The organism is Actinomycetospora lemnae (assembly GCF_028737315.1).
Lineage (GTDB): Bacteria > Actinomycetota > Actinomycetes > Mycobacteriales > Pseudonocardiaceae > Actinomycetospora > Actinomycetospora lemnae.
Map to the genome: position 1 here is coordinate 482,532 of NZ_JAQZAO010000005.1, position 15,712 is coordinate 498,243.

The 15,712-nt window shown below is 73.0% G+C and carries 14 protein-coding genes and 1 tRNA gene; 11 read left to right on the top strand and 4 right to left on the bottom strand.

Translation table 11 applies throughout. From position 1 onward, the window contains the following. The first annotated feature begins 85 nt into the window (after positions 1-85). Both PGB27_RS14500 and topA read left to right on the top strand, forming a co-directional pair. A complete protein-coding gene (locus tag PGB27_RS14500; protein ID WP_274201052.1) occupies positions 86-1,045 on the top strand; it encodes a hypothetical protein in 960 nt (319 codons plus the stop codon). Between the two features lie 205 nt (positions 1,046-1,250). Further along, positions 1,251-4,253 carry a type I DNA topoisomerase gene (gene topA / locus PGB27_RS14505; protein WP_456298476.1) on the top strand — a complete coding sequence of 1,001 codons (3,003 nt, stop codon included), beginning with the start codon at positions 1,251-1,253 and terminating at the stop codon, positions 4,251-4,253. Between the two features lie 95 nt (positions 4,254-4,348). On the opposite strand, the gene PGB27_RS14510 is transcribed toward topA, so the two are convergent. Then, the gene (locus PGB27_RS14510; RefSeq protein ID WP_274201053.1) at positions 4,349-5,008 is read right to left on the bottom strand and encodes an FMN-dependent NADH-azoreductase; all 660 of its coding nucleotides are present in this window, start codon (positions 5,006-5,008) and stop codon (positions 4,349-4,351) included. Between the two features lie 101 nt (positions 5,009-5,109). Here PGB27_RS14510 and PGB27_RS14515 point away from each other — a divergent pair, with 101 nt between their 5' ends. From PGB27_RS14515 to PGB27_RS14525, 3 genes are all read left to right on the top strand, one after another. Continuing rightward, on the top strand, positions 5,110-5,598 hold the full coding sequence (locus PGB27_RS14515; protein WP_274201054.1) for a MarR family winged helix-turn-helix transcriptional regulator: 489 nt from the start codon (positions 5,110-5,112) through the stop codon (positions 5,596-5,598). Positions 5,599-5,739: 141 nt separating this feature from the next. Further along, on the top strand, positions 5,740-7,674 hold the full coding sequence (locus PGB27_RS14520) for a bifunctional MFS transporter/dTMP kinase (RefSeq protein WP_274201055.1): 1,935 nt from the start codon (positions 5,740-5,742) through the stop codon (positions 7,672-7,674). A gap of 148 nt (positions 7,675-7,822) precedes the next feature. After that, positions 7,823-9,022: a DNA polymerase III subunit delta' gene (locus PGB27_RS14525; RefSeq protein ID WP_274201056.1), complete on the top strand. Its 1,200-nt coding sequence runs from the start codon at positions 7,823-7,825 to the stop codon at positions 9,020-9,022. A 187-nt stretch (positions 9,023-9,209) separates the two neighbouring features. Here PGB27_RS14525 and PGB27_RS14530 read toward each other — a convergent pair whose 3' ends face one another. After that, a complete protein-coding gene (locus PGB27_RS14530; RefSeq protein ID WP_274201057.1) occupies positions 9,210-9,752 on the bottom strand; it encodes a CGNR zinc finger domain-containing protein in 543 nt (180 codons plus the stop codon). A gap of 88 nt (positions 9,753-9,840) precedes the next feature. On the opposite strand from PGB27_RS14530, the gene PGB27_RS14535 reads away from it, so the two are divergent. After that, on the top strand, positions 9,841-10,671 hold the full coding sequence (locus tag PGB27_RS14535; protein WP_274201058.1) for an alpha/beta fold hydrolase: 831 nt from the start codon (positions 9,841-9,843) through the stop codon (positions 10,669-10,671). Between the two features lie 125 nt (positions 10,672-10,796). Continuing rightward, complete coding sequence (locus tag PGB27_RS14540; RefSeq protein WP_274201059.1) at positions 10,797-11,153, top strand: hypothetical protein; 357 nt, start codon at positions 10,797-10,799, stop codon at positions 11,151-11,153. Positions 11,154-11,159: 6 nt separating this feature from the next. On the opposite strand, the gene PGB27_RS14545 is transcribed toward PGB27_RS14540, so the two are convergent. Then, positions 11,160-11,948 (bottom strand): carbon-nitrogen hydrolase family protein, encoded by a 789-nt coding sequence (locus PGB27_RS14545; protein ID WP_274201060.1) that lies wholly within the window; start codon positions 11,946-11,948, stop codon positions 11,160-11,162. A 20-nt stretch (positions 11,949-11,968) separates the two neighbouring features. Here PGB27_RS14545 and PGB27_RS14550 point away from each other — a divergent pair, with 20 nt between their 5' ends. The 3 genes from PGB27_RS14550 (at position 11,969) to PGB27_RS14560 (ending at position 13,253) form a co-directional block, all read left to right on the top strand. Next, entirely contained in the window at positions 11,969-12,718 is a 750-nt protein-coding gene (locus PGB27_RS14550; RefSeq protein WP_274201061.1) for an arylamine N-acetyltransferase family protein, read from the top strand. Between the two features lie 41 nt (positions 12,719-12,759). Further along, positions 12,760-13,131 carry a hypothetical protein gene (locus PGB27_RS14555; RefSeq protein WP_274201109.1) on the top strand — a complete coding sequence of 124 codons (372 nt, stop codon included), beginning with the start codon at positions 12,760-12,762 and terminating at the stop codon, positions 13,129-13,131. A gap of 48 nt (positions 13,132-13,179) precedes the next feature. Further along, positions 13,180-13,253: transfer RNA gene (locus PGB27_RS14560), tRNA-Thr, on the top strand. A 174-nt stretch (positions 13,254-13,427) separates the two neighbouring features. On the opposite strand, the gene PGB27_RS14565 is transcribed toward PGB27_RS14560, so the two are convergent. Then, entirely contained in the window at positions 13,428-13,949 is a 522-nt protein-coding gene (locus PGB27_RS14565; protein WP_274201062.1) for a hypothetical protein, read from the bottom strand. 259 nt (positions 13,950-14,208) lie between these two features. On the opposite strand from PGB27_RS14565, the gene PGB27_RS14570 reads away from it, so the two are divergent. Next, a complete protein-coding gene (locus PGB27_RS14570) occupies positions 14,209-15,711 on the top strand; it encodes a Z1 domain-containing protein (RefSeq protein ID WP_274201063.1) in 1,503 nt (500 codons plus the stop codon). The last annotated feature ends 1 nt before the right edge of the window (position 15,712 follow it).

The following is a 15,712-nucleotide window of genomic DNA, read 5'->3' on the forward strand; positions in this document are numbered from 1 at the left end:
TCTACTCGACCGGAGGGGCCCTTCGCGTGTTCCCCGGCGTCGGGTTCCGCCGATCGTTCGAACGCGTGTTCTAGGCTGCGTTGCCGTGGGGCAGCTGTCGTTCTGGTCGGCGGACGCCCACCCGCGCGCCCTGCGCGACCTCGAGGGCCTGCTCTGCGGCCCCGGACGCGCGGAGCTCTTCGGCCGCGGCTCGGCGGCGCGGCTGACGATCGTGCTGGGCCCGTCGCCGGAGCCGGAGCCGGAGCCGCCGCCGGAGCCGGAGCCCGAGCCGGAACCCGCGGAGGACGAGGAACCCGAGGCCGGGGAGGAGGACGAGCCCCGGACGAGCGATGCGGCATCGCCGGCGTCCACGGCCAGGATCGCCACCTCCTCGTCGTCGCGACACGCCGAGGCGGCCCCCGATCCCGGTCCCGCGCTCGACCCCGACGAGCTGGCTTTCCTCGACCTCGACCCCGACGAGATCGCGGCCCGGCTCGGGCAGCGCCCGCCGGCACGCAGGGACGACGTCGGCGTGGCGCCACCGGGAGGACGGGACGATCCCGGCGGTGGACGGCGGGAGAGCCGCATCGCTGGCACGGCCACGTGCGACCCCGACCCCGTCACGCGGTGGCGGGCGCGGGCGGTGTGCTGCGCCCTGCGCGGTCGCGGGGTGCCGGCGGAGATCGGGCGGGCGGAGGACGGGCGCCCGGAGGTCCGCACGGCGTTCCGGGCGGACCTCGTCGACCTCGCTCGGGCGTGGACCCGAGGCGGGGGAATGAAGAGCGTGCCGCCCGGGTTCGAGCTGGACGGACCGCGGTTGCGGCTGTGGGTGCTCGCCGCCGGGACGCTCGAGGGGCGGGCCTACACGCTCGGTCTGGATCCCGACGCCCCGCTCGCCGGTGACGATCTGCTCACGGCGAGTCATCGCGCCGGGCTCGGCGCGAGCCTGGCGGGTGCGGCCGGCGCGCCGGTGCTGCGTATCGTCGGACGTCGACGGCACGGTCGTCTGGGCGAGCTGGTGGGTCGCCCGCCCCGCGACCTGGCCGACGGCGTCTGGCCGGTGTGAGCCCGGCGACACCGGCTCCGGGGCCACCTGGACGGCCCCGTCACCAGCACCGATCGGTCCAGCCCGAGGGGCGGTCGGAGGCACCGCGAGCGTCCATCACCACCCTGCTGCCGGGGCGATGCCACCGGTCGCGCCTGGCGCGGGTGACACCGTGAGGCACACTGGCGGCGAGTGGCGATCCGCCACCGGTACGACGAGACGAGGCATGCCCGTGGCACCGACGAAGGGTTCGACGACGGCACGCAGCGCGACCACCGACGCCCCGACCCCCACCGAGAACGGGTCGGCGGCGCGGTCCGGCACGCGCGCGAAGTCCGCCGCGAAGTCCTCCGGGGGCGGCGGCAAGTCGGGTCGCGGCGGCGCCACCCCGGCCGGCGACGGCGGCCGTCGCCTGGTGATCGTCGAGTCGCCGGCCAAGGCCCGCAAGATCGCGGACTACCTCGGCTCGCGCTACATCGTCGAGTCCAGCCGCGGCCACATCCGCGACCTGCCGCGCGGCGCCGCGGACGTCCCCGCCAAGTACAAGGGGCAGTCCTGGGCGCGCCTGGGCGTCGACGTCGACAACGCGTTCGAGCCGCTCTACATCGTCACGCCGGACAAGAAGTCGACGGTCACCGAGCTCAAGGACGCCCTCAAGGAGGTCGACGAGCTCTACCTCGCGACGGACGGCGACCGCGAGGGCGAGGCCATCGCCTGGCACCTGCTGGAGACGCTCAAGCCCAAGGTGCCGGTCCGGCGCATGGTGTTCCACGAGATCACCGAGTCGGCCATCCAGGCGGCCGCGGCCAACCCGCGCGACCTCGACCAGGACCTCGTCGACGCGCAGGAGACCCGGCGCATCCTCGACCGTCTCTACGGCTACGAGGTCAGCCCCGTGCTGTGGAAGAAGGTCATGCCGAAGCTCTCGGCGGGCCGGGTGCAGTCGGTGGCCACCCGCGTCATCGTCGAGCGCGAGCGCGAGCGGATGGCGTTCGTGTCCGCCGGCTACTGGGGCATCGACGCGCAGCTCCGCGCGACGGACACGCAGGACGAGCAGGCCCCGCGGAGCTTCCGGGCGACGCTGTCGAACGTCGCCGGGCAGCGGATCGCGACCGGCCGCGACTTCGACTCGCTCGGGCAGCAGAAGACCGACGACGTGCTGCGGCTCGACGAGGCGAGCGCCCGACGGCTCGCCGAGGGCCTGACGGGGCAGGACCTCCGGGTCACCTCCGTCGAGGAGAAGCCGTACACGCGCAAGCCCTACGCGCCCTTCATGACCTCGACCCTCCAGCAGGAGGGCGGGCGCAAGTTGCGGTTCTCGGCCGAGCGGACGATGCGCACCGCGCAGCGCCTCTACGAGAACGGCTACATCACCTACATGCGCACGGACTCCACGACGCTGTCGGAGACCGCGATCAACGCCGCGCGCAGCCAGGCCCGCGATCTCTACGGCGACGAGAACGTCGCGGAGAAGCCGCGCCAGTACACGCGCAAGGTGAAGAACGCCCAGGAGGCGCACGAGGCGATCCGGCCGGCGGGGGAGACGTTCCGGACCCCCGGCCAGGTCGCGAACGAACTCTCCGGTGACGAGTTCCGCGTCTACGAGCTGATCTGGCAGCGCACCATCGCGAGCCAGATGCGCGACGCGCGCGGCACCACGATGAGCGTGCGGATCACCGGCACGGCCGCGACCGGCGAGGAGTGCACGTTCTCCGCGTCCGGGCGCACGATCACCTTCCCCGGCTTCCTGCGCGCCTACGTCGAGACCGTCGACGAGGAGGCCGGCGGCGAGGCCGACGACGCCGAGCGCCGGTTGCCGCGCCTGGCCGAGGGCGACGCCTGCGCCGCCGACGAGCTGACCCCCGAGGGCCACAGCACCAACCCGCCCGCGCGCTACACCGAGGCGAGCCTGGTCAAGACGCTCGAGGAGCGCGGCATCGGCCGTCCCTCGACCTACGCGTCGATCATCAACACGATCCAGGAGCGCGGCTACGTCTGGAAGAAGGGCAGCGCGCTCGTCCCCAGCTGGATCGCGTTCGCGGTGGTCGGGCTGATGGAGCAGCACTTCGGGCGCCTCGTCGACTACGACTTCACCGCCGCGCTCGAGGACGAGCTCGACGCCATCGCCGCGGGCAACGCCCAGCGCGAGACCTGGCTGTCGCACTTCTACTTCGGCGCGAACGGCAACGGCGCCAACGGCAGCAACGGCAACGGCGCGGCCGCCGGCGGCCCCGAGGGTGTCGAGGCGTCGATGTCGAACCTCGGTGGGCTGAAGAAGCTCGTCGGCGACAAGCTCGAGGGCATCGACGCCCGCGAGGTCAACTCGCTGCGGATGTTCGCCGACTCCGAGGGGCGCGACGTCGTCGTGCGCGTCGGGCGCTACGGGCCCTACCTCGAGCGGATCGTCACCGAGGACGGCGAGGAGCGCTCGCAGCGGGCGAACCTGCCCGACGACCTCCCGCCCGACGAGCTCGACCTGGCTCTCGCCGAGGAGCTCTTCGCGACCCCGCAGGAGGGTCGCTCGCTGGGCACCGACCCGGAGAGCGGGCACGAGATCCTCGCCAAGGAGGGCCGCTTCGGGCCGTACGTCACCGAGGTGCTGCCCGAGGGCGCGAAGGAGAAGCCGCGCACCGGCTCGCTGTTCAAGTCGATGACGCTCTCGGAGATCACGCTCGACGACGCGCTGAAGCTGCTGAGCCTGCCGCGCGTCGTCGGCACCGACCCGGAGTCCGGCGAGGAGATCACCGCGCAGAACGGGCGCTACGGGCCGTACCTCAAGAAGGGCAAGGACTCCCGGTCGCTGGACAGCGAGGACAAGCTGTTCACGGTGACGCTGGAGGAGGCCCAGAAGCTGTACGCGCAGCCCAAGCAGCGCGGGCGGGCCGCGGCCAAGCCGCCGCTCAAGGAGCTCGGCACCGACCCGGCGTCGGGCAACCCGATGGTCGTCAAGGACGGGCGGTTCGGGCCGTACGTCACCGACGGCGCGGGCGTGAACGCCTCGCTGCGCAAGGGAGACGCGGTCGAGAGCCTCACCGACGAGCGGGCCGCCGAGCTGCTGGCCGAGAAGCGCGCCAAGGACGGCACCAAGCCGACGAAGGCCGGCGCCAAGAAGGCACCGGCCAAGAAGGCGCCCGCGAAGTCGACGGGCACGAAGAAGACGACGGCGAAGTCCGGCACGGCGAAGTCCGGCTCGGGCTCCGGCTCGAAGCGGGGCACCCCGACGAGCTGACGCCGGTGGCGGGACCGTGTCGCGAGGACACGGTCCCGCCCGCGCGTCACTCCGGCGGTGCCGTCTCCTCGGGGACACGGCCCGCCGACGCAGACTCAGCCCACCGGCACCGACACGACGATCCGCGCCATCGCACGGCCGGCGTCGCCCGCGAGCTCGTGGGCGCGGGCACGCACCTGGTCGGCGAGCGGGCGCAGCTCGGCCATCGCCGGCACGGTCTCGGCGAGCGTCAGCTCGGCCTCGACGAGGGTCACGTCGCCGCCCCAGACGTCGCGCAGGATGCGGACGAGCCAGCCGGTGGCGTGGTCCCAGCCCTCCCGCGGCGTCCCCTCGCCGTAGCCGCCGCCGCGGACGACGACGAGCGTGACCGGCTTCCCGGCGAGCGGCGAGGTGCCCGGCGCGAAGCGGGGGTCGGTGATGAGCAGGTCGACCCACGTCTTGACGTGCTGGGACACGCCGAAGTTGTAGAGCGGGGTGGCGACGACGAGCGCGTCCGCGCCGTCCAGCTCGTCGGCCAGGCGGCGCGCCAGGTCGACGGCGGCGCGCTGCTCGTCGGTGCGCTGGTCCTCGGGCGTGGAGCCGGCGAGCGCGGCGGTGGGCCAGGCGTCGGCGGGGACCGGGTCGGTGCGCAGGTCGCGCCGCACGACCGCGTCGTCCGGGTGGTGCTCGAGGTAGGCCCGCTCGAGGGTGTCGGCGACCTCGCGGCTCACCGAGCCCTCGGTGCGGATGCTGCTGTCGAGGCGGAACAGGGTCACGGCGATCCTCCGGGAGGGAGCAGTACGAGCGGTCGGACAGATGTTCTGTCGCACAGAACGTCTTGTCAACAGAACTGCATGCAGGCCGCTAGTCTGTGTCCATGACCACGCCGCGCGTCGAGGCCGACCTGGGCTGGGCGCTGGGCCGGGTCACCCGGGCGCACATGCGCACCGCGCAGGACGTGGTGTCCGACCTGCCGGGTGGCCCGCGCGGCTACCACGTGCTCGCCGGGCTCGAGGAGGGCCCGCCGCGCACGCAGCTGGCGCTGGCGCGCAGCCTCGGCGTCGACCGGACGGTCATGACCTACCTGCTCGACGAGCTCGAGGGCGCCGGTCTCGTCGCCCGCCGGCCCGACCCCGCCGACCGCCGCGCGCGCCAGGTCCTGCTCACCGACGTCGGGCGCGAGCGGCTGTGCGCGCTCGAGCGCCGTCTGCGCGAGGCGGAGGACGAGCTGCTCGCCCCGCTCGAGCCCGCCGAGCGCGACCAGCTCCGCACGCTCCTGCAACGGCTCGCCACGGGCGGCGACGGGGCGACCGCCTGCCAGGTCGCGGCCGAGATCCAGGAGATGCAGGCCGACGACACCTGTTGAGGGCAGTGAGGGCCCCGACGGCGCGCCGATACCCTGGGAGACCTGTCGGGCCGACGCGAGGAGTGATCCGGGATCGACGAGCAGGCTGCCGGTGGTGATGCCGGTGCCGCGGCGCCGTCCGCGACGCACCGCATCCGCAGCGTGCTCGCGATCCGCCCGTTCCGCCGGCTCTGGGCGGTCACCGCGGTCGCGAGCTTCGGCGACTGGCTCTCCCTGCTCGCCCTCACCGCGCTCGCCACGCAGCTGACCAGCGGCTACCAGGCCCAGAGCTTCGCGCTCGGCGGTGTCGTCGCCACCAAGCTCCTGCCCGCGCTGTTCATGGCGCCCCTGGGCGGGGTGCTCGCCGACAAGTTCGACCGGCGCACGGTCATGGTCACGTGCGACGTCCTCAAGGCGGCGCTGTTCCTCTCGATCCCACTCGTGGGCTCGCTGTGGTGGCTGTTCGCGGCGACGTTCCTCATCGAGCTCTGCGCGCTGGTCTGGATTCCGGCCAAGGACTCGTCGGTCCCCAACCTGCTCAAGCGCACCGACCAGATCGAGACGGCCAACCAGCTCTCGCTGGTCATGACCTACGGCGTCGCCGTCATCAGCGCCGCCGGGGCGTTCGCGCTGATCTCGAAGTCGGGCAACATCGCGGGCTGGCACCCGAGCCCGACGACCACGGTCTACCTCGCCCTCGTCGTCAACGGCCTCGCCGCGCTGCTCACCGCGGCCACCGTCGCCTTTCGCATCCCCGAGATCTCCGGGCGCAGCGCCGAGCGCCGCGAGGCCGCGCCGGGGCTGCTCGCCATGCTGCGCGACGGCGCCCAGTTCGTCACGACGACGCCGCTGATCCGGGGCCTCGTCGTCGGCATCGTCGGGGCGTTCGCGGCCGGCGGCGCGGTCATCGCCAGCGCCCGGCTCTACGCCGCCAGTCTCGGCGGCGGCGACGCGGCGTACTCGGTGCTGTTCATCGCGCTGTTCACCGGGCTCGCGCTCGGCATGGCGCTCGTGCCGCGGTTCTCCCGACGGATGCCGCACCACCGCCTGTTCGGCGTGGCCATCGTCGGCGCCGGGACCTCGCTGCTCGCCGTCGCGGTCGCCTGGCACCTCTACCTGGCGCTGCTCACCGTCGTGTTCGTCGGCTTCTTCGCCGGCACCGCGCTGCTCACCGGGCTGACGATCATCGGTGCTCAGGTCGAGGACGCCGTGCGCGGGCGGGTGGTCGCGTTCGTGCAGTCGATCGTGCGGGTGGACCTGCTGGCGTCGATGTCGGTGGTCCCGCTGCTGGTCGGGCTCGTGCAGTCGCGGACGCTGACGCTGTTCGGGCAGCCCGCGCAGGTCGACGGCACACGGTTCGTGCTGCTCGGCGCCGGGGTCGTCGCGGCCGCCGTGGGCGTGCTCGCGTACCACCAGATGGACGACCGTCGCGACCGCACGATCCTCGCCGACGTCAAGCGCGCCCTGCGCCGCAGCCGCCACGGCGAGCCCGGGCTGCTCGTCGCCGTCGAGGGCGCCTCGCGGCACGACACCGCCGAGCAGAGCGAGCGGCTCGTGCGCTGGCTCGGCGAGCAGGGCGCCGACGTGGTCCTCGCCGGGCGCAGCGCCGCCGACGCGGCCCGGGCGGCCGCCGCCGTCTCGGCGAGCGGGCTCGACGGCCAGCGCGCCAGGGCCCTCGTCGCCGCGGCGGTGCGCGCGGACGTGCTCGCCCACGAGGTGCTGCCCGCCCTGCGCGCCGGGCGGGTCGTGGTCATCGAGGGCTGCCTCGACTCGCCGCTGGCCCGGGTCGGCGACGAGCTCGACGCCGCCGACCTGCAGCGCCTCGGTGCCTGGGCCACCGGCTCGCTGCGCCCCGACGTCACCGTCCTGCTCGACCGCGACCCGAGCCACGACCCCGCGCCGGTCACCGGCGGGATCGTCGACGCCTGGCAGGTGCAGCGCACCCTCACCGAGATGGCCGCCGCCGACCCCGGTCGCTACGTGCGCGTCGACGCCGACGGCGACCCCGCCGACGTCGCGGCCCGCGTGCGCGACCTGCTCGCGCCCCTGCTGGCGCGCGTGCTGCCCGCGCCCGAGGGCGCGCGGACCGGCAGCTAGCGCCGGGCCGGCGGAGCAGCCCCTGCGGCCCCTCGCGCACATCCTCGTCGGGGCGTTGGACGAGGCCTGCTCGACGGCCTCCTCGTCGGCGGCCCGGAGCGACCGGCGCCGTGACCCACCGTCGGACGGCTGGGGCATCATCGACGGCGTGAGCGTGTGGTCGCAGGTCGTCGGTCAGCCCGCCGCGGTGGCCGAGCTGCAGGCCGCGGCGGCGCGCGCGGCGCGGGTGCGGTTCTCCGACGAGGACAACGACGGCGCGCCCGGCGGCGCCGGCATGACGCACTCGTGGCTGTTCACGGGCCCGCCGGGGTCGGGGCGCTCGGTGGCCGCGCGGGCGTTCGCGGCGGCGCTGCAGTGCCCGGACGAGGGCTGCGGGTCGTGCACGGCCTGTCGCACGGTCATGGCCGGCACCCACGCCGACGTGCGCGAGATCGTCCCCGAGGGCCTGTCGATCAGCGTCAAGGAGGTGCGCACGACCATCGACGTCGCCGCGCGCCGCCCCACCACCGCCCGCTGGCAGATCGTCATCGTCGAGGACGCCGACCGGCTCACCGAGCAGGCGTCGAACGCGCTGCTGAAGTCGGTCGAGGAGCCCGCGGAGCGCACGGTCTTCCTGCTCTGCTGCCCGTCGGAGCACCCCGACGACATCTCGGTGACCATCCGCTCCCGCTGCCGCGCGGTGCGCCTGCGCACGCCCGCCCCGGAGGCGATCGCCGCGGTGCTCGTCGAGCGCGACGGCATCCCGGAGGCCGACGCGACCTGGGCGGCGTCGGTGTGCGGCGGGCACATCGGGCGCGCCCGGCGCCTGGCCCGCGTGCCCGAGGCGCGCGAGGAGCGCGACGCCGTCCTCGCCCTGCCGCGGTCGCTGCGCTCGGCCGCGGACGCCTTCGCCGCCTCGGACGCCATGGTCGGCGCCGCCGAGGCGGAGGCGGCCGCACTCGCGGCGTCGCGGGACGAGGTCGAGCGCGAGGAGCTCGCGGTGTCGCTCGGCGCGGGCGGCACGGGCAAGGGCACCGCGCAGGCCCAGCGGTCGGCACGCGCGGCGGAGAAGGACCTCGAGAAGCGGCAGAAGTCGCGCCTGACCCGCACGAAGCGCGACGCCCTCGACCGCGCGCTCGTCGACCTCGCCGGCTACTACCGCGACGTCCTCGCCCGCGGCCTCGGCGCGTCGGTCACCTCGACCCACCCCGACCGCGCCACCGAGATCGGCAACGCCGCCCGCGACAGCACCCCCGAGGCCTCCCTGCGCCGCCTCGAGGCGATCCTGGCCTGCCGCGACGCCCTCGCCGCGAACGTGAAGCCGGAGATCGCGATCGACGCGTTGGTGACGGCGCTGCGCACGGGCTGAGCGGCCTGGCCGCCGCATGACGCCGGGGAGCTGTGCGCAAGATCGCGCCGAGACCGACGTCCGCACCCGTCGGTCTCGACGCGATCTTGTGCGTATGTCACCTCCGGGCCGGCCCCGCCGCTCCCGCCTCGCCGAGGAACACCGCGCCGGCGGGCCGGCTGCCTGGCGTCCATGCTGACGCCCGACGTCAGGAAATCCCCCGGCTCGCCTTCTGTCGCGCGCGGTAGGCCGCCACGTTGGCGCGGTTCCCGCACAGGTCGGGCATGCAGTACCGCCGCCGCCCCGGCCGGCTGGTGTCGATGAAGACCCCCGAGCAGGTGTCCGACGCGCAGTCGCGGAACCGCTCGGGCCCCAGCGCGCGCAGTGCCCCGAGCACCCCGACGCCCGCGAGCAGCGCCAGCCGGTCGGCCAGGTCGGCGTCGGGTCGCGGCTGCGCGCACCACTGCTGACGCCCGCGCTCGTCGGTCTCGAGGCCCACCGTCCCGATGCCCCGGGCGACGAGCGCCGCGGCGCCGGCGGCGATCGCGTCGGCGTCGCGCTCGTCGAGCACCGACCGCAGGCGGTCGCGGACGTCGTGGACCGCGGGCAGATCGTCCGCACCGGCGGGCCCGGCCACCCCGTGCTCCGCCAGGAACGCCGCCAGTGCCGCGACGTCGGGCAGCTGGTCCTCCCCGTGCCAGACGCCCGCCGAGGTGTTCACGAGCTCCGTGGCGAGCCCGGCTGCCGCCACGTAATCCTCAAAGAACGCTTGCAACCCTTACGCACCTCTCCTACGGTAAGGCTCCCAGCCCAACTATAGACCTGTCAAAGGAGGAGCCGTGCCGACCGTTCTCTCCCCCTGGGGGCTGCGCGACCGCGTCACCCTGCCGACCGGCACCATCGCCGTCGACGTCCTCGGCGCCGACCGTCCGGGGACGCCCGTCGTCCTCACGCACGGCACGCCGTCGTGGTCCTACCTGTGGCGCCACGTCGCCCCGGCCCTCGCCGCGGAGCGGCCGGTGTACCTGTGGGACCTGCCGACCTACGGCGACTCGACCGGCACGCAGCCCTCGGTCCGGACCCACGCCCGGACCCTCGCCGCTCTCGCCGAGCACTGGGGCCTCGATGCGCCCGTGCTGGTCGGGCACGACATCGGCGCCGCGACCGTCCTGCGCGCCCACCTCGTGCACGGGACGCCCGCGAGCGCCCTGGTCCTCGCGGACGCGGCCGTGCTCTCGCCCTGGGTCACGGCGACCGCGGCGCACATGCAGGAGCACCTCGAGGTCTACCGGACGATGCCGAACGCCGCGTTCACCGCGCTGATCACCGCGCACCTCCGCACCACCGTCGCCGGCACGCTCCCCGACGAGGCCGAGCGGGCCTACCTCGACCGTTACGCCGGCCCCGCGGGCCAGCAGCGCTACCTCGACCAGATCGCGGGCTTCACCGAGGACGACACCCGCGACGTCGTCGCCCGCCTCGGCGAGATCACCGTGCCGACCGACGTCGTCTGGGGCGCCGAGGACAGCTGGCTTCCGGCGGCGGCCGCGACGACCCTCCAGGACGCCGTCCCCGGCGCCCGCCGGCACACCCTTCCCGGCGCCGGTCACTTCCTCACCGAGGACGCTCCGCAGGCCGTGCTCGACGTGCTGACGGGGGTCCTGCGGTGAGGGGCTACGGCGAGGTGAGGATCACAACCTGCGGCAGGAAACCCGTGGTCGTCACATGCGTCTACCAGGACGTAACACCCATGCGTCGTCGCCGACGGGCGACGACCGACCTGGAGCACTGCCCGATGAGCACGCCCACCCGTCCCGCTCCCACCGACACCACCGTCCCCACCACCAGCCAGGTCGACGAGCCCCGGGTCCTCGTCGTCGCCGCCCGCCCCGATGCCCGCGGTCTCGCCGCGGCGCAGGTCCGGGCGGACCGTGTCGGCGGCGAGGCCGCGCACTCGCAGGACGCCGACCTCGACCGCAAGCTCCGCCGCGCCTCCCGGGTCATCGTGCTCGACCCCAGCGCCGTGCGGGCCCGGCTCACCCGCGACCAGGCCTTCACCGCCCCGGCGGACACCGCCGCGCGTCGCGACCTGCTCAGCCGCCTCGCGCCGTTCCAGGACCGCGTGCGCTGGGAGACCCGCCCGGCCGCCTGACGCTCGTCAGAGCCGGCGGTTCGCGAGCACCGGCAGGGCCGCGCGGACGTCGGGGACCTGCTCGGGGTCGACGTCGACCACGAGCAGCCCCGGCTCCGCGCCGAGCTCGTCGATCGTCACCCCGAACGGCGAGGCCGCCAGGCTGTGCCCGACGCCGCGTGGCGCCTTCCCGGCGTCGATCCCGCGGCTGGCGGGGTCGGCCTGGTCGGCGGCGAGCACGAACGTCGTGGCGTCGAGGGCGCGGGCGCGGACCAGCAGCTGCCACTGCTCGACCTTGCCCGGACCGGCGCCCCAGCTCGCCGGCAGCAGCGTCACGGTGGCGCCCTGGTCGGCGAGCGCGCGGAAGAGCTCGGGGAAGCGGATGTCGTAGCAGGTCGCGAGCCCGAGCGTCGTGCCGTCGACGGTGACCGTGGTGGGCTTGGTCCCGGCCGCCACGGTGTCGGACTCGGCGAAGCCGAACGCGTCGTACAGATGGATCTTGTCGTAGGCCGTGTCGACGCCGCGTCCGGTGACGAGCAGCGTGTTGGTCACCCGGCCGTCGTCGGTCGGCGTGAACATCCCGACGACGACGAGCACGTCGTGCTGGGCGGCGATCTCGCGCACGCGCGTCGCCCACGGCCCGTCCAGCGGCTCGGCGACCGGCGTGAGCGACACCCCGAACCGGCACATCGTCGCCTCGGGGAACACGACGACCGTCGCGCCCTGCTGCGCGGCGAGCGCGGTGTGGTCGGCGACGAGCTCGAGGTTCGCCGCCGGGTCGTCGGTGGCGAGGATCTGGGCCAGGGCGACGCGCATGACCCGTGTATACCGGGCCTGTGGACGCGACGGCCTACCTGGCGCGCATCGGCGCCGACGCCGACGACCCGCTCGAGGTGCTCATGGCTCGCCACCTCGAGACGGTGCCGTTCGAGAACCTGTCGATCCACGAGCGCGACCACGTGCCGCTGGAGGACCCCGCGCTGGTCGAGAAGGTCGTCGACCGGCGCCGCGGCGGCTTCTGCTACGAGCTCAACGGCGCCTTCGCGTGGCTGCTCGGCGAGCTCGGGTGGGACGTGACGCGCTGCTCCGCGCGGGTCGCGACGCCCGACGGGCTGTCGTTCCCCGGTGACCACATGGCGTTGATCGTCAACGGCCACACCCTCGTCGACGTCGGCTTCGGCCGCTTCGCCGTCGGCCCGCTCGACCTGCACTCCCGCGACGAGCAGTCCGACCGCGCCGGCGTCTTCACCGTCGCCGACGCGCCCGACGGGGAGCTCGACGTGTTCTGGGACGGCCGGGCGCAGTACCGCCTCGACCCGCGGGGGCGCTCGCTCGCGGACTTCGTGCCGATGGCCTGGTGGCACCGGACGTCGCCGACCTCGCCCTTCACGGCGTCGCTGCTGGCGTCCCGCCTGACGCCGACGGCACGGGTGACGCTCTCGGGCGACCAGTTCATCGAGACCCCCGACGACGGCGAGCGCAGCGAGCGCAGGCTGTCGACGGACGAGCAGCTCGCGACCTACCGCGACGTCTTCGGCATCGCGCTCGGCGCGGTGCCGCCGGCGCTGCACCCGCGGGAGTCCTGACCGTGGCGGTGGCGACGGCGGCGACGTTCGTGTGGCTGGGGATGGTGCTCGCCATCTCGTTCCTCGAGGCGCCGCTGAAGTTCCGGGCGCCGGACGTGACGACGGTGATCGGGCTCGGCATCGGGCGCCTGGTGTTCCGGGCCCTCAACGTCGCCGAGCTGGTGCTGGCGCTGGTGGTGATCGTCGGCGTGGTGGTGGACGGCCTGCCGCTCGGCCCGACCGTGGTCGTCGGCGTGCTCGTGGTGCTGCTGGCGGTCCAGCTCGGGGCGGTGCGGCCGGCGCTGAACCGCCGCTCGGACCGCGTGCTGGCCGGCGGGGACGCGCCGCGCTCCCGGGCGCACCTGGTCTACATCGCGCTCGAGGTGGCCAAGGTCGTCGCCCTCGTCGTGCTCGGGGTCCTGCTGCTGGCCTGACCCCGCCTGGTCGGCCGGCCGTGACCCTGCCCTACACTCGTCGGCATTGCCGCCTTAGCTCAGTCGGCCAGAGCAACGCACTCGTAATGCGTAGGTCGAGGGTTCGATTCCCTCAGGCGGCTCCGCAGGTCAGAGGCTGTTCTTGTCCCCCGGAACGGCCCTCTGACCGATCTTCGTGGCCTCTCTCGTGGCCTCCGGGGGTCGTACTGTCCTCCCATGGCCTCGTCTCGGTCACCTCTGAAGCGCCCTCGCGGCACGATCGGCTGGCTCCCGAGCGGGTCCGCACGGGTGAAGGTCTACGCCGGGCTCGACCAGGTCACCGGCGAGAAGCTCTGGTTGCGTGAGACCGTCCCCGCCCGCGCGACGCGCCGTGAAACCGAGCGGGAGGCCGAGAAGTCCGGACGCGGCTGCTCAACCAGGTCGACGAGCGCCGCAGCCCTCGCACCGAGGCTACGGTGAACGACCTCCTTGACCGGTGGCTCGAGGTCGTCGACATCGACCGCAAGACTCGAGTCGGCTACGTGGGCAAGATCGAGAAGCACGTAAGGCCGGCCATCGGGCGCGCCGCAGTCGGTCGAGTGCGGGCCGAGACCGTCGAGGGCCTCTACGCCGACCTCCGGCGCTGCCGAGACCACTGCGACCGCCGAAACTACGTCCAGCACCGGACCGACAGCGAACACGTCTGCGACGAGCACAGCGCCCGCCGACAGTGCGCTAAGACCGCTGGCGGGGAGGAGGCGCACTGCAGGTGGTGCAAGCGGGCGTGCGCGATCCACCAGTGTCGCCCGCTCGCCGCTGGCAGCATCCTCGTCGTCCACGCGATCTTGAGCGGTGCGTTCGCACGCGCTGTTAGGTGGGGGTGGGTCGCGGTAAGCCCGATCGATCAGACGGAGCCGCCACCGCGGCCGCGACCGAACCCCGACCCCCCGAGCGCGGCTAATGCGGCTGCAATCCTGAATGAGGCGTGGAACAGCGACCTGGATTGGGGCACGCTTATCTGGCTGCTGATGACTACCGGTTCCCGCCGCGGAGCGGTGTGCGGACTGCGTTGGCCTTGTCTCGACCTCGAGTCGAGTGATGGCAGCGCGGGCGAATGGCGAGCCAGTTCCAGAGTCGTTCGACCACCTAAAGAAGTACGTGGCCGAAGCTATTGCTGAGATGACCAGCGGAGGGGCGCACCCCGTGTTGTTGGTCAACTCAGACAAGAGCGTTCAGGACCAGCAGGAGTCGCTGGATTTCGACAAAGGATCGGTGTGGCGGATACTCGTTGGAGGCACCAAGCTTAGCCGTGGCTTCACCCTCGAAGGGCTCACAGTCTCCTACTTTCGTCGTAAGGCCGGTCAGGCCGACACGCTAATGCAGGCTGGTCGATGGTTCGGTTTCCGAGAAGGCTACCGTGACCTCGTTCGCCTCTACATTCGCAGGGACCACAAGGTCGATTTGTACGAAGCGTTTGAGGCTCTGTTGCTCGACGAGGAGGCATTTCGCGACGAGCTAGCCAAGTACGCTGGCTTCGACGAAGATGGTAAACCGATCCTCGAACCTCGGCAGATCCCACCCTTGGTCAGTCAGCATCTACCATGGCTGAAGCCGACTGCGCGGAACAAGATGTTCAATGCCGTCGTCAAGGCGCGCGCATCGGTCGGCGCATTCCATCAATTGTCTTCGGTTCCCGAACGCACCGAAAAGTCAAAGCATGCGGCCAACCTGAGACAGGTGATAATTCCTCTTCTGGCAGTTGTCGGCAAGCCCGTAGCGTTGCCCTACGTCGATCCGACGGACGGTCAGACCAAGCAGCAGCGCGCGCGTGTGGGCCTACTCGGAGCGAGCGAGTTCCTCGCGCTGTTCGATAAGATGACTTGGCACGCCGACTACGACACCGTGATCAAGCCGCTTAGGGAATTCGTGGCGACGGCAACCCAAAGAGGACGCATAGAGGACTGGGCCGTCGTGTGGCCGCAACGCCAAAGCCCAGGCCGGATGGTCGCGATCGATGAGTTGGGTCTAGACGCGCCCGTGTGGAGACGCAAGCGTCGTCAACCGCCCCGGATAGATTTCACCGGCGAGAACAAGCGGAATATCCTGTCGGCCGGTGCGATCCCGGAGGGCGCTGAGGTGGAAACCCTTGGGCACAGCGAGACGCGTAAAGCGGGAAGACGTCGTTGGGCTCGTGTCGCTCAGGGTCCCGAACAGATCGATCCGGAGCCGGCGCGAACTAACCCAGTACGGGGTTGTGATCGCCGACCCGGCATAAGGTGCCAATGTTGGCAAGCATTATCCATCTTAAGCGACTGGCACCAGCGGACCCGGGATCACGTCGGCGCGGCGCTCGTCCGTGCGCTAGCCCGTGCCGGGCGGCCGGAGGAGAGCTCAGCCCGCCTGCAGCAGATCGACGCCGACGCCGTGCGGCTCCGCGCAGAGGCGGACACCGCCTACGAGGCGGTGCTGTACGACACACCCGCACTGTGGGTGCCGTCCGCCGAGCGCGACAGAACGTCGACGACCTGCTGGCCCGGGCAACGGACCGGGATGTCGATCAGCGCCGGTCCGTCCTGCTACGACGGATCGACGACCGACTGAA